Genomic DNA, 18,588 nt, shown 5'->3' with positions numbered 1-18,588 from the left:
CCCTTCGGGATACTTCTGTGAAACCTCTCGCGGGTTTCTGGTCCATACTACGCCCTGCACTATGGATTCGGACCCGGTGCAGCAAACCAATATCGGACACTGGATGGAGACCACTATGGCTCAGGTAAAAAAACCGCTCACCCTGGCGCTGGGCGCCGCATTCCTGGCAAGCGCCGTAGCACCGCTGGCGAGTGCTGAAACCAACCCCTTTGGCGCGCAGCAGCTCAGCGGTGGTTACGATCTCGCGAGCTACGACAAACATGCTGAAGGCTCCTGCGGTGAAAAGTCCGCCGAGGGTTCTTGTGGTGAAAAAGCCGCGGAAGGCTCCTGTGGTGAAAAAGCCGCAGAAGGTTCCTGCGGAGAGAAAGCCGCTGAGGGCAACTGCGGCGAGAAAAAGCCCGCTGAAGGCAAATGCGGCGAAGGCAAGTGCGGCGAGGACAAGGCGGAAAGCTGATCCCGTCGCATGATGCAAGCTACAGGGGAATTCCGGGGAGCGGGCCTGGGATTGCGCCGGGCCCTGATGGGGCCGCTGCAATCCGCGGCGCCTGCTAGCCTGGATTTTCTCGAAGTCGCCCCGGAAAACTGGCTCTCGATGGGCGGTCGACTGGGGCGGCAATTTCGCCAGTTTGCTGAACGATACCCGATTGCACTGCACGGCCTTTCCCTGGATATCGGCGGGCCGGACCCGCTGGACCTCGACCTGGTCAGGCAGGTGCGGGATTTCATGGCAACCTGCCGTGTGCCAGTCTACAGCGAGCACCTGACCTATTGTGCAGCGGAAGGCCATCTCTATGACCTGTTGCCAATCCCCTTTACCGAAGAAGCCGTGCATTACGTCGCCGGACGGGTACGCCAGGTACAGGATGTGATCGGCGCGCCGCTGGTGCTGGAGAATGCCTCCTACTATGCACAGGCGCACCGCGACATGAGCGAAGCGGAATTCATCACTGCGGTGATCGCCGAAAGCGGCTGCGAGTTGTTGCTCGACGTCAACAACATCTACGTCAACAGTATCAATCACCGCTACGAGCCGCTGGCCTTTCTCGACCAGCTGCCACTCGAAAAGGTGCGCTACCTGCATGTGGCGGGACATTTCGACGAGGCCGAGGATCTCAAGGTGGATACCCACGGCGCCGATGTGATCGATCCGGTGTGGCAACTGCTGGAGGCGGCCTACCAGCGCCTCGGGCCGCTGCCGACCCTGCTGGAGCGGGATTTCAATTTCCCCCCGCTACAGTCGCTGCTCGACGAAGTGGCGGAAATCCGCCGCCTGCAGTCCCGGGCAGGGACTGCGCACACGGCCCTGGGGGCGTACTGACATGTCGACCCTGCGGGACGCACAGCTGGCCATGGCCGCGCACCTGCGCGACCCGCAGCGGCATCCGGCACCGGCCGGTATCGAGGAGCGCCGGCTGCAGGTCTACCGGGACCTGATCTACAACAACATCGAGAATTTTATCCGCAGCGGCTTTCCCGTCCTGCACAGCCTGTACCTGCCGGAGGATTGGCACTCGCTGGTGCGGGCCTTCATGGATACCCACCGCTGCCGCTCGCCGCTGTTTCCCGAGATCAGCCAGGAGTTTCTGCAGTTTCTCATCGAAGAGCACCGCCCGCGGGATTGTGATCCGCCTTTCATGGTGGAACTCGCCCACTATGAATGGGTCGAACTGGCACTGGATATCGCCGACCTCGACCTCGACCTCGACCTGCCGCCGGCGCATCCGCCAGGGGACTTGACCGGTCAGGTACTGCAGCTGTCGCCGCTGGCCTGGGTACTGGCCTACCAGTATCCGGTCCACCTCATCGGCCGCGATTATCAGCCCCGCGAGCCGCAGCCGACCTGGCTGGCGGTCTACCGCAACCGCGGCGACGAAGTCCGCTTCATGGCGCTGACCGCGGCGACTGCGCGCTTGCTGGAACTGTTGCGCGACAACAGCCAAGCCACCGTCGTGATCGTGGAAAAACTGGCGGCGGAGCTCGGTATGCAAGTCGAGCAGGTGCACGAACTGGTAGTCGAGCAGCTGGATATGCTGGTGCGAGCCGAGGTGATCCTGCCGCTGGCGGAGGGCGGGGAGAATGCCGGCCCGCGAGTCCGGCACTGAAAGAGGCGGCACCTGCAAGTGTGGCAGTACCGGTAATTTTCCGCCCAGGCCCAGTGCTTGCCCCGGTCAGACCGGCAGCGTAACATTTGCCATCCAAAAATTGGGACCCGGTTATTGATGACCCACGGACGTATCATCTGCCTGCTGCTCGCCCTGCTCGTGCCCGCTTCGCCAGTCGTTGCGGAAGAGCCAGGCGTGCCTGCGGTAGTTGCGACAGAACAAAAAAACGTCGATCCCTTCGAGTCATTCAACCGGCAGATGTTTGCCCTGAATGACACGCTGGATACCTGGTTTCTGCGCCCGGTCGCCAAGGGCTATGACTGGGTGATGCCGGACGTGGCGCAGCGCGGCGTGGGCAATATGTTCGCCAATATGTACGACGTCAACGCGGCGATCAACAGTGTGCTGCAGGGGCGCTTCATCCATGCCGCCCAGTGCACCGGACGCTTCGTGCTCAACAGTACGCTCGGAATCGCCGGCCTGTTCGATGTGGCCACCCCGCTGGGTATCAGCCCCTACCGCACGGACTTCGGCCACACGCTGGCCATCTGGGGGGTGGATTCCGGCCCCTTCCTGATGGTTCCGCTGTTCGGCCCGCGGACTTTCCGCAGTGGCGCCGGCACCATTTTCGATACCTATACCTCAGTGCCCGCGTACATCGACAACGTGCGCCTGCGCAACTCCCTGTGGGGCCTGGAGCTGGTGGACGGTCGCGCACGCCTGCTCAATACCGATGAACTGATTACCGGTGATCGCTACATTTTCCTGCGTGATGCCTACCTGCAAAGCCGTGAGACCTTCGTCAACGACGGCAAGGTACAGGACAACTTTTCCGACTATGGCGAGAGCGACGAGAACTGGGAAGATTTCTAGTTCGCCTCGCCCCCGCAGCAGTGCCGCGCATGCGCCGCGTCGCGGCCTTGGTGGCGGGGTCGGGCCCGCGGCGCTGTACTGCGCGCAAAAATGTGAAATCCTGCCCAAACTGTTTGCCCCGGCGTTGCCTGCGGCCAGTGATCGGCGTAGTGTCGGCTGCAATCGGGCCGAGTTGTACAGCACATGAAAACCGCCGGAAATGTCCTGATCGTCGATCACGATACCGCCCGGGCCAGGGTGCTCGCCGCGCTGGTTGACGATGTCGGGTTCAGCGCCAGGGTGAGTACGGACATCGTCGATGCCGAGCAGCTGCTGCGTGCCAACAGTGCCGATATCGACGTGATCCTTTGCGATATGGATATGCAGGGGCTGGACTGGGATGAGTCCCGGCGCACCCTGAAAGAGTCCGATTCGAGGATCCCGGTCATCCTGTTCAGCGAGCAGGGCCAGGCGGAGCGCATGATGAAAGCGCTGCGCTTCGGCGCCAGCGATTTTTTCGTTCACCCCATCGACGACGCCGAGGCACTGCACCGCTCATTGCAGCGCTGCATTCGCCAGCGCGAAGTGCTGCGCCAACTGGAGGTCTCCCAGCAGAACCTGGAGCAGGCCAATATCGAACTGCGCGGCACCATCAAGGTGCTGGAACAGGACCAGCAGGCGGGGCGGCAGGTGCAAATGCGGATGCTGCCGGCAACGCCACTGGTGCTCGGGGATTACAGCTTCAGCCACCGGGTTATTCCCTCGCTCTACCTGAGCGGCGATTTCACCGATTATTTCACCGTCGGGGATCACTGTGTGACATTCGTGATGGCCGACGTTTCCGGGCATGGCAGTTCCTCGGCTTTTACCACCGTTTTGCTGAAGAACCTTTTCGCCCGCAAGCGTTCGGACTTTTTCCGGCGCAGGGACGACACCATTCTGGACCCGGTGGCGATGCTGCAGCGCGCCAACCGGGAGATCAAGGAACTGCAGGTGGGCAAATTCGCCACCATGGTTGTCGGCGTCCTGGATACCAGCACCAATACCTTGTGCTACAGTACTGCAGGTCACCTGCCGCAGCCGGTACTGGTATCGGCAGGTGGCGCGCGTTACCTGCAGGGTGAAGGCTCCGCCGTGGGGATCATGGATGAGCCGAGTTTCCACCAGACCAGAATCGATTTGCCCGATGCCTTCCTGCTGGCACTGTTTTCCGACGGGATCCTGGAAATCCTGCCGCCGCGCAACCTGATCGAGAAAGAGAGACAGTTTCTCGCCGAATTTGAGGATGGGGTCCAGTCACCGGAAGACGTGGTGACCCGCCTGGGACTTGACCGACTGGAAGCAGCACCGGATGATATCGCAGCTCTGTTTATCAGCAAGCGAGGCTGAGAACATGCAGGACGGGCGGTTTCTTGCAGCCAGTCACAATGGCGCCTACGTCATACGCCTTGAGGGCGATGTCCGCCTGACCCTGTGCAACACCATCGACGATTATTTCCAGGCCATGTTCGACGACCCGGACTTCGCCAGTGTGTGGGTGGACCTGGAGGCCGCCGAGGGCCTCGACTCCACCACCCTCGGCCTGCTCGCCAAGCTCGCCATCACCGCCCGCGACCGCTTCGGTTTCCAGCCGGCGATCTTTTCCCACGACGCGGGCATCAACCGCCTGCTCCGCAGTATGGGTTTCCTCAGCCTGTTCGAACTGCACGAAGAACCCTGCGACAGCCCGGAAAACCTCTCTGAGATACCCCGGGTGCGGGGCAGCGAGGAAGCGGTGCGCGACAAGATCATCGAAGCCCACCGCGTGCTGATGGACCTGTCCGAGGCCAACCGCTCGCGTTTCCGCGACCTGATGGTGGCCCTGGAACAGGGCTGATCCTTTCTGGTCAGCGGCTGCTGATCAGTTGCTCCAGCTTGACCTGGTCGGCGACGAAGTTGCGAATCCCTTCCGCCAGCTTCTCCGTGGCCATGGCATCGGCGTTGAGGTCATAGCGAAACGCCGCTTCCAGTGGGCTGTGCTTTTCGATCTCTGAACTCGCCTGCTCCGGGGAGAGCTGGCGCGGCAGCTCCGCGCTATCAGTGGACAGTTCCTCCAGCAGTGCGGGGCTGATGGTCAGGCGGTCGCAACCCGCCAGTGCCTCGATCTCCCCGGTGTTGCGGAAACTGGCGCCCATGACCACCGTTTGGTAGCCGTGCTGCTTGTAGTAATTGTAGATGCGGGCCACCGACTGTACCCCGGGGTCATCGGCGGGCTGGTTGATCACCAGTTCCGTGTTCGCCTTGTACCAGTCGAGGATCCGGCCGACGAAGGGGGAGATGAGGAAGACCCCGGCATCGGCGCTGGCGGCGGCCTGGGCGAAGCCGAACAGCAGGGTCAGGTTGCAGTTGATGCCCTCGCGCTCCAGCGTGGCCGCGGCGCGAATGCCCTCCCAGGTGGAGGCGACCTTGATCAGGATGCGCTCGCGGCCGATGCCGGCCTCCTCGTAGAGGCCGATGATGCGGCGGGCGCGGTCGAGGGTGGCCGCGGTATCGAAGGACAGCCGGGCGTCCACCTCGGTGGAGATCCGCCCCGGGATAATGGCGAGAATCTCGCGGCCCACATCCACGGCAAAACGGTCGCAGCAATCCGCCAGCTGTTGCGCGCCACTGCCGCCCTGGGCGGCGGCCCAGTGCTTGGCGCCGTCGAGCAACTCGGCGTAGTGGGGCAGGGCGGCGGCCTTCAGCAGCAGGGAGGGGTTGGTCGTCGCGTCGGTGGGCGCGAAGCGGCGAATCGCCTCGATATCGCCGGTATCCGCTACCACTTCGGTCATCGATTTCAATTGTTCGAGTTTGCTGGTCATACCACTGTCCGTCTTCGTTGGGGAGCGTCCAATTCGAGCGCGCACCATGATCGCGGGTATCCGCGCGGATGTCCAATCCCTGGCGGGCCGCGATAAACAGGCTATTGTTGTCTGGGACAATTTCGAGTTCCTCCGGGAGCAGGCGGCATTCGACAGTTGCTGCAGCCAGCGCCGGCCAACTGACACCTAATGTCAAGATTTGGCCAGGGTGTTGAGGCATACTCGGTTGTCCCGCAACGGGCGGTAGCCCGATCCCGTTAGCCAATATAAACAGAGGGAGAAACCCAGATGGCAGTAGAACTGAGAGACCACGTCACCCTGAAGAAAGAGGCACTGGATAATGGCTGGATCCAGTACAAGAAGGACAAGAAAACCAAGATAGCCACCATCACCTTCAATCGCCCGGACAAGCAGAACGCCACCAACATCGGTATGCGCCAGCTCTACGGCGAGTTCATCCACAAGGCGAACGTGGATGATGATGTGAAAGTGCTGGTGATTCGCGGCGAGGGCAACAATTTTGGCGCCGGCGGCGACCTCCCCGAGCAGGCGGAGATGCTCTCCGAGTCTTCCGGCGATGTATCCCTGCTGCCCGAATTCGGTATCGATGATCCCGATGTGAAATACCCGCCGAAGAACTCCTTCCGCTTCATCCACAGCCTGGTGGACGAATACGCCAAGGCGCCGGCGGGCAACCGCTCGCTGCAGGAATTCAAGAAAATCAGCATCCTGGAAACCAAGGGCTACTGCTACGGCTGGCACTTCTACCAGGCGGCGGACGTCGACCTGATCGTCTCCTCCGACGATACCCTGTTCGGCCACCCCTCGTTCCGCTATGTGGGCTGGGCGCCGCGTATCTGGCAGTGGTGCGAAACCATGGGGGTGCGCAAGTTCATGGAAATGATGTTTACCGGCCGGCCCTTCACCGCGCAGGAAATGTATGACATCGGCTTCGTCAACAGCGTGGTGCCGCGCGAGAAGCTGGAAGAGGAAACCATGAAGTACGCCCTGGCCTGTGCAACCTCGCGTCCGGTGGACACCGTGCAGGTGCAGAAGACCTTCTTCGAAGTATTCAAGCAGCACAAGGGTGAATACATGGGCAGCCTGGTCAGTGCCTGGGTCGAGGGCATGCTGCCCGCGGTCAAGGAAGACAAGGGCATGAACGACGTGGTGCTCGGCGACGAAGTGTTCAAGGAACGCGGCCTCAACAACGTGGTCAAGGACGTGGACATGTTGTATCCGCCGGAGTGGCGCCTGGCGCACTCCAATCGCAAGAAGCCCTGAGGTCCGGGCGAATTGCAGGAAAAGGGGCGCCATGCGGCGCCCCTTTTTTTATGCGGCGCTCAGCAGCTGTTGCCTGGCGGCGACCAGCACGTCGATACCGGCGGTCTTTTTGTAGGCGTTTTCGCTGAGGTGACGGCGGAACTTGCGCGCCCCGGGAACACCCTGGAACAGCCCGAGGATGTGCCGGGTGATGTGGTTGAGTTGCGCGCCCTCGGCGAGCCGTTGCTCCACATAGGGCAGCAGGGCGTCGATCACCGCTTCGCGCGACTCGACCCGGGCCTCGCCGCCGAACAGGCGGGCGTCGACTTCGGCGAGCAGCCACGGATTCTGGTAGGCCTCGCGCCCGAGCATGACGCCGTCGACGTGACGCAGGTGCTCCTCGCATTCGTCGAGGGTCTGGATGCCGCCGTTGATCACGATCTCCAGGTCGGGAAAATCCTGTTTCAACCGGTATACCCAGGGGTAGTTGAGGGGCGGAATCTCGCGGTTTTCCTTCGGTGAAAGGCCCTGCAGCCAGGCCTTGCGCGCGTGCACGATAAACACCTCGCAGCCGGCCTCGGCGACAGTGCCGACAAAGCCGGCGAGTTCGTCGTAGGATTCCATGTCGTCGATGCCGATGCGGTGCTTCACGGTCACCGGGATTTCGCAGGCCGCACGCATGGCCTGCACACACTGCGCAACCAGCTGCGGCTGCGCCATCAGGCAGGCGCCGAACATGCCGGACTGCACCCGGTCCGAGGGGCAGCCGCAGTTGATGTTGACCTCGTCGTAGCCCCATTCCTGTGCCCAGCGCGCGCACTGTGCCAGTTCGGCAGGGTTGGAGCCGCCCAGTTGCAGCGCTACCGGGTGCTCTTCCGGGTTGAAGTGCAGGAAGCGTTCGCGGTCGCCGTGGATCAGCGCGCCGGTGGTGACCATCTCGGTGTAGAGCAGGGCGTTGCGGGTCAGCAGGCGCCAGAAGTAGCGGCAGTGGCGATCACTCCAGTCCATCATGGGAGCGATACAAAAGCGATGGAATCCATAAGTATTTGAATTCATTGATAAAAACCAATTAGCAAAATATATGATACACCGGTATTCTGGCTGTATCGACTCGGTTATTGCCCCTTGTTTATGTGTTTCGGGCGTATTTTAGCCCTATTTCAACGGTAATCCGCCCGAATATTTCAGGAAAATACTGGCTAAACAATCTAGTATCCGGTAAATTTCAAAAATACCGTTTAAGCACATCATTATACCGGAAAAAGTATGGCCTCTATCGCATTACGCAAAAACAAGAGCGGATCATCGTCGTGGATCGTGTCGATCAAGTACACACATAGCGGAGTCCAGCACCGAGAAACTAAAGCGTTCAAGACCGAACTCTACAAGAAGCGAGATGTAGAAGCTTGGGCCAGGAGAAGAGAGCTGGATTTAATGAATGGAAAGGTGTACTCGCACAAGCAGGCGAATGTGACTCTTGCCCAGCTCACCGAGCGCTATATCTGCGAATTCGAAAAAGAAAGTGGCTGGGGAAGAACGAAGGCGTCCGATCTGCGACATCTGATGGGGTACAGCATCGCGGGCATACCGGTAGTTCGGCTAAAGGCGAAAGACTTTATTGCCCACATCAAGATGCGGCGGAATACGGGCGTGGCACCATCCCCAGCAGCAAACGACCTGATTTGGTGGCGTATAGTAATACAGGTGGCGATAGGAGCCTGGGGCTTCCCGTTCTCCCTAGAGGCCATCGATGCCGCGAACAAGGTGCTCAGGGCCCACAATATTATCGGGAAATCAGAAAAACGAACGCGTCGGCCAAAACTTGAGGAGCTTGAACAAATCCTGGAATTCGTATCGCAACGAGACGGTCGACAAACGATACCGATGGTAGACTTGATACTATTCCAAATATTCAGTGCCCGGCGGATCGCGGAAACCTGTCGACTCACATGGCAGGATTATAACGTCGAAGATAATTCGGTTATTGTACGCGAGATGAAAGACCCTCGTAAGAAGCGAGGAAATAACGTGGTTACGATTCTCACGGATCAGGCAGTCGCGATTTTGAACCTGCAGCATCAACAGGCGGGGGAGTCTCGCATATTTCCTTACGACGAAAGATCTGTCAGTGCGAACTTCGCTCGGACTTGCAAAATCCTTGGAATAAAGGATTTACGCCTACATGACCTGCGCCATGAAGCCACAAGTTGGTTATTTGAAAAAGGATTGGATATCCCGCGAGTGAGCAAAGTAACCGGTCACAAAAGTTGGGGTTCGTTACAGCGCTATGCTCATCTAGAGCATGTTGAATCATTCAACAAATACGAAAAATGGAAGTGGTTATGCAGTTGAAAGCCTGCGTTGTCAAAATTTGGAGATAAAAGTGCCGAAAATTTTGACCGCTTCTACCTCACAGCGGAAGTCGTCGGAGTTGTCGAGGGTGGCCCGTCCGCCTCGCCTGTATTCCTCTCGCGCAGCTACCTGGATGGGATTGACATCTCCCTGGCCGGAGATTCGGGGTTGCGAAGCGCTTTATGGTGATATCCTTTTCTCTCATTCCGCCGGATGAATTTTCGGGAAGGTCCAGTTACCATCGAGAATCTCCCCGCGAGGTTTGTACATACGGATGGCATAATTCCAGCCGGGAGTGATTGGAATACAGTTCGCCTTGTCGTCGTCGCAGCCGCCGAAGCGGATTGTGTACGACCCGTCGTCATTTTTCTTCGCCGAGAAATTATTGTAACTGTTTACGCCGAGGTCGTTCGCTTCGAGATACCCGTCGGCGTTGTAGGCCGTGATGGACCAGAATGCATCTACCGGCACCTCCTTCACGGTCACCTCGTACGGTATCGCGCCGTCGTTTTTGTCAACGCTGCCCAAAATGTAGAAGGCGGCAGTTCGCGGTAAACCGCCCCAGCCCGCCGCCGCGCCGACCAGGTAGTCCACCGGCCTGACATCCTCTTTGCGCCCAAATGCGTAAGTCGTGTCAAAGCCGAGCACCGCCAGATCGTTCAGCGCCTTGCGTGCAACCGCCAGGTCCCTGGTATTCCAGTCCGGCGTTTCGAATGGACCGTCGCCACCACCGCTGAGCGCAATCTTGTCCTGGGCGGCGTGGGCATCGGTGAGGTCATCGGGGTCTCCGGCATTGTAGAAGGTCCGGAAAGTGACGGAGGCGAAACGTGTGCCTACCTGGTCTTCCGTCAGCGTATAGGTTCCCGGCTCCGATTCGACGAACATGTAATGGTCCTGATTTACCACGTGCATGGACATATAACGGCCGCCGATCTCCGGCAGCTTAATCTTTACAGGGCGGGAAAGGTCGAGGACCACTGCGGAGTAGAGCGTATCCTGATTCATGCGGATGACCGGCTGTTCGTCCGGTGTCGTGGGCTTACGCACATGGAAAAGTTGCCCGACTTTTGTATGAAACGTTTTCATATTGTTGCGGAACATGTGGTCCGATTCGGCGCGCACGAAGTTATCGACGGTAACCGGTTCGTCGGCACATGCGCTGGTGCTGGCGGTAGCGGCAGTCATTACGATACTCATCGAGGCAAGGAGCGCGAGTGTCTTAATGGTTTGTGGTGCCAGTCGTTTCATTTGCTTTTCCTGTAAATGTTCTCAGCGGGATTGGGGACATATATCCCAAGCTGTTAACTTAGCCTCATGACGCATTCAGTTTTAACGGATTGGGCTTTTATCTCCCCTCATCCGTCCGGGCGTTCAGAGCCGCCGCCTATTGTCCCTTTCGGTCATACGCCCCGAACATGCTCGGATCCAACCCTTTGCGATCGAACAGTCCCTTCAGTGCTATATTGCCCATCTGCGGCCCATGATCGGTCATGGTCACCCACATGATGTGATCGACGTTGCCGGGGCCCTCCTTATGGAACGATGCACCCACGGGTCCCATCGTAATGTACTCAACACCATCAATGTTGTCGTAATCATAGTAATGCAGGTGCCCCGCGAACATGGTGTGCTTTCTTCCCTTGAGCATCGCCTGAATTGACTGGAAGCTGGCCGACGGATTTTCCCAGCAAGGTTCATGCATGAACAGGAAAGTCCATTTAACATCGGGATGTTTCGCGAGCGCCTGCCTGATCCAGGTGAGCTGCTGTTCGTCAAACTCGACCGGAGAGCTGAGACCCGCTATGACTGATTCATCGGACATGAATTCCGCCAGCATGGCTTGAGCTTTGGCGGGGTCTTCAACCTGCAGCCTGTTGTAAAGTTCGAGTTTTTCCTTCATGTCAGGCGGCGGTGCAGGCCGGTTGTACTCGGTATCAAGCACCATGAATAACACGTCCTTGTAAATGAAGTAGTAGTAAGTCGCTCCGTAACGTTCCCGCCATACCTCCTTGGCTGTAGTGTTGGCGATGTCGTGGTTGCCCGGTGTTTTAAAGAATCGCATATCGAGCTCACCAAGCATTGAATCCACTTCATTCCACTCGGCGTTCAATTCGGCAGGCTGATCGCTATAGCCTTCGATCAGGTCTCCGACATTGATGACAAATTCTGGTTGTAGCAGGTTGATTTGCGGCAAAGCCGTTTGAAATGTGCCTTGCACATTGGCCCCCCCCGTTCGGTCGCCGACGATCATAAACTGGAAGTCGTTGGGGTTGTTCTGGAAGTCTCTGGCCGTCCATGGTTGTGCGCTGGCCAGGCGATCGGATTCATAGGAGAACGCCGACGCTTGTGAGGTCTGCTCTTGCGTCGCGCAGCCCAATGCAAGCAGGGTGATAACAAGAATGGTGGTGGTTTCGATGACTCTCATAACGTCCTTGCTCCTTTATGGGGTGACGGGAATGTTATGTGGCCGGTAACAGCTGCGGCCTCAACTGCTCAAAGTAATGCAACAGTATTGTAAGGAGAGCACAAATGCTCGAATTGACCTGCGTCAATCCCGGGCGCCTGACCGGGCCAGTTGTCGGAAAAAGTTCCTAACGGAATCAGTATAGCCAGATAATGATCGCTTCCAGGCCCAAGCCACCTTCTGCAAATATTCTACGCCCGATATAATCTGGTGCATCGCCTACGCCTCATTGCAGACATGGATTAACCAGGGAAAAGCTACCGCTAACCGCAAGGCCTGGCTGCTCCTGGAACCGATTAATCATCTGGCACGGCCATATAGAGCTGGCGGAACCACGACGGCCTTCTCGGGTTTATAGCGGTCAAACAGATCGAGCAGGCGTGCGGCTTCGGTTGCATTCCCCCTGACCTTCACCTCGCCTTGCTCAATCAATTCTTCCGGTTTTGCCAGGCTCAGATAGAGCCTGCTCCAGGTCTCGCCACTCATGACCAGGGTGATTTCAGCCCGGTGTTGATACGTATCCGGGTCAGCCACAAACTCAGCAACAGCTCGACGCACATGCAGTCCGGCCCTGGTCCCGTCTGCGAACTCGAAGCGGATTACTTTATTGGTCGTGCCGCTTTTTTCCGGATCGATCCGCACACGGAAGTAATCTACAAACATGGCTGGTGCGGCGACGATTGCTTCAGGTGGCGGTGGAATGAGACGCGCAACGCTAATCTTGCCCTCCAGGGAGAGTGCCTGTGACATCAGGTGCGCGCGATCATTGGCGCCTGTCGACACGTAAGCCATCTGGCGCAAACACTCCGCCTTGAGTTGACGTGCTTCCTTGTCCTGGTCATTGATCAGGTAAAGCTGATTCACCAGTTTCGCGGCCCAGGCAAATTCCTTTTTATCCAGCGCAGCTCGTGCCGCTGCAAGCACCTTTTCACGGCCGCCCATCAGCGGTACCAGTCGCTGCGCCTCATCGATTGGCGCGAGAGGTTTCAGATTCGCCGCATCATTGTCATACCAACCTACTGTCTGGTAGTAAATCGCTGGCGGGTATGAGGAAATTTCGCCGTACGATTGCAGATTGATCGGAGCTTCATCGAGGTACTTCGGAAATTTGACAAAGTGACGCAGGTCGTCCGGCCCCAGGCCCCCAAGGATGCCGCGCAGGGATTGATCGAGCACAAAGCTCGCGCCATCCAGATACTGCTCCAGTGTCTCGCGGATTTTCCCGGCCCCCACGACGGGCTTGCAGGCCGCGGAAATCAGTACATCGGCATTCAAGTCCCGGTTGAACTTCAGTCCTTCGATCCAGATTCGCGGGTCCCGGAACACGTCACCACGCAGCGAGTACAGTTGTGGCGGAGCACTCCACAGCATGGTCGTGAAGAGAATTTTGCGGTCGGGCAGCCAGATCGTAGTATGGACTTTATCGTCCGAACCATACTTGGTGAAGAACTGCATCCTTACTCCGAGGACCGTGAGTTCCTCGCCGTCCTGCACCGGCCGGTTGACCGGAATGAAGGCCGAGGTGTCCATCTCGGACAGATTGGTCGGGACCACGTATGCATCGGGACCTTCTTTCGGCATGTAGCCGTTGAACTGCACGACTGCGCGCGCCGTCAGGTAGGGGCCGACCTCGGGATAGAACGCCGGCGCACCGCCAGCATTCTCCTTAACCACGTCGTTGAGGCCTGGATGGCCGATGACCATGACGTCGTTGTTGCCCTCGGCCAGCACCGCGGCCCCGTAGCAGGTATGTGAATGCCCGTAGATGATCGCCTTGAAAGGCTTGTCAGTGACGGTACGGATGGCTTGAATATTGAGTTCGGCGTCGTGCCTGGTGTCACCCGTGTCAAAGGCAATAAGGCCATCTTCGGTCTCGATAAAAGCCATCGGTGCAAGGCTGTAACCGCCTAGCACATAAATTCCCTCGACCGGGTTTTCAATAGTTGGCTCGACCCAATTGAAATCGCCAATTCGACTTAGCAACTCTTTATTGGTGATGGCGCCATTTTGTGCCTCGATCATGGCAACCGGCGCGCCCATGTACCGGTTCGTAGCAAAGGTCATCGCCTCCTCCCGGGCGATGTTCTCCACGATGCCAGATCGCTCAATGTTTTCCACGGTTGATGATGCCGCACGGGCAATGTTCGGGAACCCCAGTGAAGATACACCCACACCGCCTGCAATCAAGGTTGCCGCCGTCAGGAACTCCCGCCGGTTTTGGTCGGAGCCTCCCGTATGCGCATCAAGACCGTCACTGTTATTCCTGCCGGTTTTTATTGTCATTCCGACGTCTCCTTCTCGGCAGTATACTTTCATCCAGTATAGATATTATCTTGAGTTTGTCGATTGACAGTGGAAAAGCTGATTTGTTGAGAGACTGCCTCTTAGGCACAAATTTCGGCCGACAGCGTGTCCACTATTAGGTGCGGGTCAATTGGTCGATGCAAGTGATCTGCGCCCATGAACTACAAAGGGCCCGCTTCCACCTCGTTGCGGACCTAACCTACCAACTCTTCTGCAAAGTGATTCCGTCCTTTAACTTGTGAACTCACCGGAGCATCCTACTCACTCAGCTTTTCGGCTTTAGGTGGAGCCAAGGACTTCATCATCTCGATATCCGGCACATAGACAAGCAGACTGGCGCTGAGGTCTTCATCCTTGCGTTTGATAGGTAGCCAGTTTTTCTCCGGCACCTCCTCCGGTTTCTCCGCGGCGATATGGAAACTCGACAACTAGAGAAATCGAAAAGCGAATAAGACAATTCGGCCCGTAGATATACGGACTAGCTCAGCTACCATGGCAGCGCCACGACTGGGGACACGTTGAAGCGGAGTTGGTAATCCGGCCCGAAGTCGTCCGGGGATTCCAGATAGTGCCAGTACTGCACGCCGAACTTCCACGGACGCCCGCCGAGGAACAGGGTGCGGGAAAAGCCGATCGCCAGCGGGAACGTCAGCTTGTTGTCGCTGTTACGCGCTTCATGATTGTAGGAAAACGTCGGCGAGCCGTTGATCTGCCAGCCGTTGCCGAGGTTGAAAGTGTAGAAGTACTGTCCGCCTGTCACATTGGTGTCGTAATCGTTCTCGCCGGCAACATCCCATTGCTGCGTGACCAGCACGCCCAGCACGCCCCAGGGGCGCACCATGGCGACGGCGGCTTCCGGCCCCAGCAACCACTGGTCGAGACCGGCATTGTCGTCGGTTGCCGTCGGCAGTGTACCCGTCAGGCCGCCCAGCAGAACGATGCCGCCGGGCAGTGTCTTGCCCAGCGAGAGGTCGAAACCGATGTCGCCCAGTTCCCAGGTCACCTCGTCGTACCGGCCGGGGCCCGACGGTACATCCTGCTTGACGATCACCGGGATCGCCGGCCGCATGAATACGTTCGTGGTCTCGTCCAGGGGGTAGGGCAGCGAGGGCTGGAACAGCAGGCGGGTGGCCTCCTGGCTCCCCGCACCGGGAATGTCGCCATCATAGGCAATGTAATCGATGTTGAAATTCATCGTGCCCATGGCGGTGTTGGGATTGGACAGCTCGGCGGCGATCTCTTCCGCGGATGGCCTGGCCAGCCCCCCCGGGGCCGCCTCCTTGCCGCTGGCCAGTTTGTCGCCAGCAAGGTGGAAATGGGCGAATTCGCCGGTAATCACATTGCGCACCCGGTAGTGCTGCGGATCATCCCGATCTTGTTCAAAGGTGAAACAGTTGGTTTGCTTCTCAGCGGATGTGTAGCAGACGCGATCCTCGCCCTCGACCTGCCAGGTCCGGCGAAATACTTCACCCCAGGCCTCGATACGCGCGGTACCGTCAGGTGAGTAGTAACCGGTTACCGTGCGGCCCGGCTGTACCTCGATCTCCGCGGTGGCGCCGCTGACCAGGTCGGTCAGGGCCTGACGGCCGGTGACAGCTGTCCAATCCTCGGCATGCAGCGCTGGTGTTATCGCGGCCAGAAGGGCAAGACCTGCCAGCTGCCTGGTGGATAGATGCCACATGCACTGATTCCTCCATTGTGATCGGTGCTGGTTCCCGGGGAATTGTCTTAACCTTCAGGGCATTGAAACTACATGGCGAAAGCCCCGCCTTATTCACCATCAGTCGTCGTCTGGCGAAAGCATAACCGCGGGGCGCTTGTCCTGCAGGTTGGCAAAATGCAAGCGTTTCAACGCTCCTTCGAAAACGAAGGGTGCTTTGTCAAAGTAGTCGTCTGCAACTGGCGAACTGGTGTCCATGCCCACGTCGAAAGTCTCGGAGGCTGTGAAACCAGCAGGTACAGTGCGCTGCACTTTGCCGGTGGCCGCTGCTTTGCCGTTAATCCAGAATTCTAGATCGGCAGGTGCCGCACGCTCGAGGGGCGTCTTCATCTCCATGGCGATCGTAACCTCGCCTGCAGGCAGAGGCCCCACCCTGATCTTGTCGCGCTTAAGTAACAGCGCGCTGTATTCGTAGAAGAGCTCGCCGTTTACGGCGTAAAGACTTACACCGCCAGCATACCCGCCCATGGCAAAGATCACGCCATTGACATATTCTGGCACCTGGGCCTCGATTTCCGCCCGAATATTGCCGTTCCGTACATTCGGCGCCTGGCTTTCCGGTATCCGGGTAATGCCTTCGTAGAAGGTCCACTCGGTATTGTTGCTGCGTTTCATCTCCTGGGGATTGAGCAAAGTGTAGAGGCCACCACCGACGGGCAGGACCTTGTTGTCCTTTGCTTCGTGCATGAACAGCGCTTTCAGTTCTTCCAGCTTACCGGGATTCTCCGCGGCAAGGTCGTTCATCAGCGAGAAGTCACTGCGGGTATCAAACAACTGCCATTTGTCCTGCATGGGATCCCAATTGAGCAGGTCGGGCATTTGCGCCACCCAGGGCGTCCGCGGCCCGAAGGTGCTGGCCATCCAACCATCGTGATAGATGCCGCGGCTGCCCATGATGTCGAAGTACTGGGTCTTCTTCCGCTCCGGAGCTGTCGCCGAGTCAAAGGTATAGGCGAAGCTCACCCCGTCGATCGGGTCCTGCTTGAAGCCGTCGACCACTTTCGGCGGGGTGATACCGAGAATTTCGTAAATGGTGGGGACCACGTCGTTCACATGGGTGAATTGGGGCCGCGGAGTCCCGTCCGGCTTGATGCGCGTCGGCCAGGATATGACCATGGGCGTACGCGTACCGCCCCAATCGGCTGCTATCAACTTGGTATAGCGGAAAGGGCTGTCGCCGGCCCAGGCCCAGGCGGAGTGATACATATTGTCAGTTTTCGGGCCGCCGATAACATCAAGCCCGCCCAGTTCCTGGGCCACGGCAATGTGCTCGGCAACCGTGCTCGGGATGCCATTCTGGGCATTCAGTTCCGCCACGCTGCCTTCCATGCCCTCGGCCGAGGCACCGTTGTCCGAGAGGATATAGATGACCAGGGTATTGTCGCGGATACCCTGCGCCTCGAGTTCGTCGATAAGCTTGCCGACCTGGACATCCGTATGTTCCAGGAAGCCGGCATACACTTCCATCAACCGCTCCTGGAAGGGGCGTTCTGCCTGGGGAATGTCCTTCCACGCAGGCATGCCCTCCGGGCGTGGCGCCTCGATGGTATCGGCAGGAATCCAGCCCATCGCTTTCTGCCGCTCGTATACCCGGTGATGATAGGCATCCCAGCCATCGTTGAATTTGCCCTTGTACTTGTCGGCCCATTTTTTGGCTACGTGATGGGGGCCGTGGACAGCGCCCGGCGTCCACCACATCAGGAACGGGCGATCCGGATTCATAGCGAGGTGGCGCCGCATCCAGGTGATCGCCTTGTCCGCCATGGCTTCGGTCAGGTGGAAATCTTCGTAATTCTCGACATGTGGCGGTGAAATACGCGTGGTGTTCTCCCACAACGTGGGTTCCCACTGGGAAGTTTCGCCCGCAATAAATCCATAGAAATAATCGAAGCCGCGCCCCGACGGGGTACGATCATAGGGGCCGTTAGCGATCTGGTCGACCGGCGTATTGTGGTCCTTGCCGAACGCCGCGGTGGCATAGCCGTAATAGCCCAGCACTTCAGCGATGGTCGCCGAGGATTTTGGAATTTCTCCCGTGTAGCCATCCCAGTCATTGGCAAACTCGGCAATCTGGCCCGCACCCACCCGGTTGTGGTTGCGGCCGGTCATCAAAGCGGCCCGTGTGGGCGAGCACATTGCCACGGTATGGAAGGCGTTGTAGGAAATCCCTTCCTCAGCCAATCGAGACAGGGTCGGTGTTTCGATCTCGCCGCCAAATGTACTCGGCTGTCCGAAACCCGCATCATCGAGCATGACGATGAGGATATTAGGAGCATCCTCGGGTATATGGCGCGGCTGTACGCGCCATTTGTGAACCGACTCCTGCATGGTCAGCCCGACCTTCCCGCCCATCGATGGCGTGGGAAACGGCAAGGTTTCCTGTGCGGTCACGGCGCCTGCCGAAATAGACAGGAAAAATGTAACCGCACTGCGGATCAGGGATTTACGGACGCTATGCCTTGTTGAACTCATCCCGATCTCCATGCTTCAAGATAGATTGATAGCCTTCCCCAGTGGGCAGTGTAGTACAGGAGGCCGTGCTGTGGGATGGAAGTGCGCTGACGAAGTCCAGAGATGAGTGCTGTCCTGACAGATCAATATTATGGAGCCAATGGCAGCCCGCCATTTGCGCAAGAGGAATGATTTGGAATGAAAACTACCTGTTCCAGTGGGTACTTTGATGTCCGCTAA

At 58.3% G+C, this 18,588-nt stretch carries 16 protein-coding genes; 8 read left to right on the top strand and 8 right to left on the bottom strand.

Annotation, left to right across the window (positions count from 1 at the left end; all coding sequences use genetic code 11):
- Window positions 1–115 precede the first annotated feature (115 nt).
- The 6 genes from ACNKU3_RS07840 to ACNKU3_RS07815 all read left to right on the top strand — a co-directional run bounded on the left by ACNKU3_RS07840 (window position 116) and on the right by ACNKU3_RS07815 (window position 4,830).
- The gene (locus ACNKU3_RS07840; RefSeq protein ID WP_418258864.1) at window positions 116–454 is read left to right on the top strand and encodes a hypothetical protein; all 339 of its coding nucleotides are present in this window, start codon (window positions 116–118) and stop codon (window positions 452–454) included.
- A 9-nt stretch (window positions 455–463) separates the two neighbouring features.
- Entirely contained in the window at window positions 464–1,318 is an 855-nt protein-coding gene (locus ACNKU3_RS07835; RefSeq protein WP_418258863.1) for a DUF692 domain-containing protein, read from the top strand.
- A gap of 1 nt (window position 1,319) precedes the next feature.
- Window positions 1,320–2,102 carry a DNA-binding domain-containing protein gene (locus ACNKU3_RS07830; RefSeq protein ID WP_418258862.1) on the top strand — a complete coding sequence of 261 codons (783 nt, stop codon included), beginning with the start codon at window positions 1,320–1,322 and terminating at the stop codon, window positions 2,100–2,102.
- A gap of 117 nt (window positions 2,103–2,219) precedes the next feature.
- Window positions 2,220–2,975: a VacJ family lipoprotein gene (locus tag ACNKU3_RS07825; RefSeq protein WP_418258861.1), complete on the top strand. Its 756-nt coding sequence runs from the start codon at window positions 2,220–2,222 to the stop codon at window positions 2,973–2,975.
- Between the two features lie 183 nt (window positions 2,976–3,158).
- A complete protein-coding gene (locus ACNKU3_RS07820) occupies window positions 3,159–4,343 on the top strand; it encodes a PP2C family protein-serine/threonine phosphatase (protein WP_418258860.1) in 1,185 nt (394 codons plus the stop codon).
- A gap of 4 nt (window positions 4,344–4,347) precedes the next feature.
- A complete protein-coding gene (locus ACNKU3_RS07815) occupies window positions 4,348–4,830 on the top strand; it encodes an STAS domain-containing protein (RefSeq protein ID WP_418258859.1) in 483 nt (160 codons plus the stop codon).
- A 10-nt stretch (window positions 4,831–4,840) separates the two neighbouring features.
- Here the strand turns inward: ACNKU3_RS07815 and tal are convergent, their stop codons facing one another.
- Window positions 4,841–5,794, bottom strand: coding sequence for a transaldolase (gene tal, locus ACNKU3_RS07810; protein WP_418258858.1), 954 nt, complete (start codon window positions 5,792–5,794; stop codon window positions 4,841–4,843).
- Between the two features lie 288 nt (window positions 5,795–6,082).
- On the opposite strand from tal, the gene ACNKU3_RS07805 reads away from it, so the two are divergent.
- Window positions 6,083–7,078, top strand: a complete 996-nt coding sequence (locus ACNKU3_RS07805; protein ID WP_418258857.1) for an enoyl-CoA hydratase/isomerase family protein — start codon at window positions 6,083–6,085, stop codon at window positions 7,076–7,078.
- Between the two features lie 48 nt (window positions 7,079–7,126).
- Here the strand turns inward: ACNKU3_RS07805 and dusA are convergent, their stop codons facing one another.
- Window positions 7,127–8,065: a tRNA dihydrouridine(20/20a) synthase DusA gene (gene dusA, locus ACNKU3_RS07800; RefSeq protein ID WP_418259033.1), complete on the bottom strand. Its 939-nt coding sequence runs from the start codon at window positions 8,063–8,065 to the stop codon at window positions 7,127–7,129.
- A gap of 258 nt (window positions 8,066–8,323) precedes the next feature.
- On the opposite strand from dusA, the gene ACNKU3_RS07795 reads away from it, so the two are divergent.
- A complete protein-coding gene (locus ACNKU3_RS07795; protein ID WP_418258856.1) occupies window positions 8,324–9,409 on the top strand; it encodes a tyrosine-type recombinase/integrase in 1,086 nt (361 codons plus the stop codon).
- 201 nt (window positions 9,410–9,610) lie between these two features.
- Here ACNKU3_RS07795 and ACNKU3_RS07790 read toward each other — a convergent pair whose 3' ends face one another.
- From ACNKU3_RS07790 to ACNKU3_RS07765, 6 genes are all read right to left on the bottom strand, one after another.
- Window positions 9,611–10,657, bottom strand: coding sequence for a DUF1214 domain-containing protein (locus ACNKU3_RS07790; protein ID WP_418258855.1), 1,047 nt, complete (start codon window positions 10,655–10,657; stop codon window positions 9,611–9,613).
- Between the two features lie 136 nt (window positions 10,658–10,793).
- The gene (locus tag ACNKU3_RS07785; protein ID WP_418258854.1) at window positions 10,794–11,834 is read right to left on the bottom strand and encodes a metallophosphoesterase family protein; all 1,041 of its coding nucleotides are present in this window, start codon (window positions 11,832–11,834) and stop codon (window positions 10,794–10,796) included.
- A gap of 339 nt (window positions 11,835–12,173) precedes the next feature.
- A complete protein-coding gene (locus ACNKU3_RS07780; RefSeq protein ID WP_418258853.1) occupies window positions 12,174–14,156 on the bottom strand; it encodes an alkyl sulfatase dimerization domain-containing protein in 1,983 nt (660 codons plus the stop codon).
- 278 nt (window positions 14,157–14,434) lie between these two features.
- Window positions 14,435–14,566, bottom strand: a complete 132-nt coding sequence (locus tag ACNKU3_RS07775) for a hypothetical protein (RefSeq protein ID WP_418258852.1) — start codon at window positions 14,564–14,566, stop codon at window positions 14,435–14,437.
- 98 nt (window positions 14,567–14,664) lie between these two features.
- A complete protein-coding gene (locus ACNKU3_RS07770; protein ID WP_418258851.1) occupies window positions 14,665–15,858 on the bottom strand; it encodes a hypothetical protein in 1,194 nt (397 codons plus the stop codon).
- A gap of 99 nt (window positions 15,859–15,957) precedes the next feature.
- Complete coding sequence (locus ACNKU3_RS07765) at window positions 15,958–18,369, bottom strand: arylsulfatase (protein ID WP_418258850.1); 2,412 nt, start codon at window positions 18,367–18,369, stop codon at window positions 15,958–15,960.
- Window positions 18,370–18,588 lie beyond the last annotated feature (219 nt).

Source organism: Haliea sp. E17 (assembly GCF_048323675.1).
In the GTDB taxonomy this organism is placed as follows: Bacteria; Pseudomonadota; Gammaproteobacteria; order Pseudomonadales; family Halieaceae; genus Mangrovimicrobium.
This window is presented reverse-complemented; position numbering and strand designations above follow the sequence as displayed.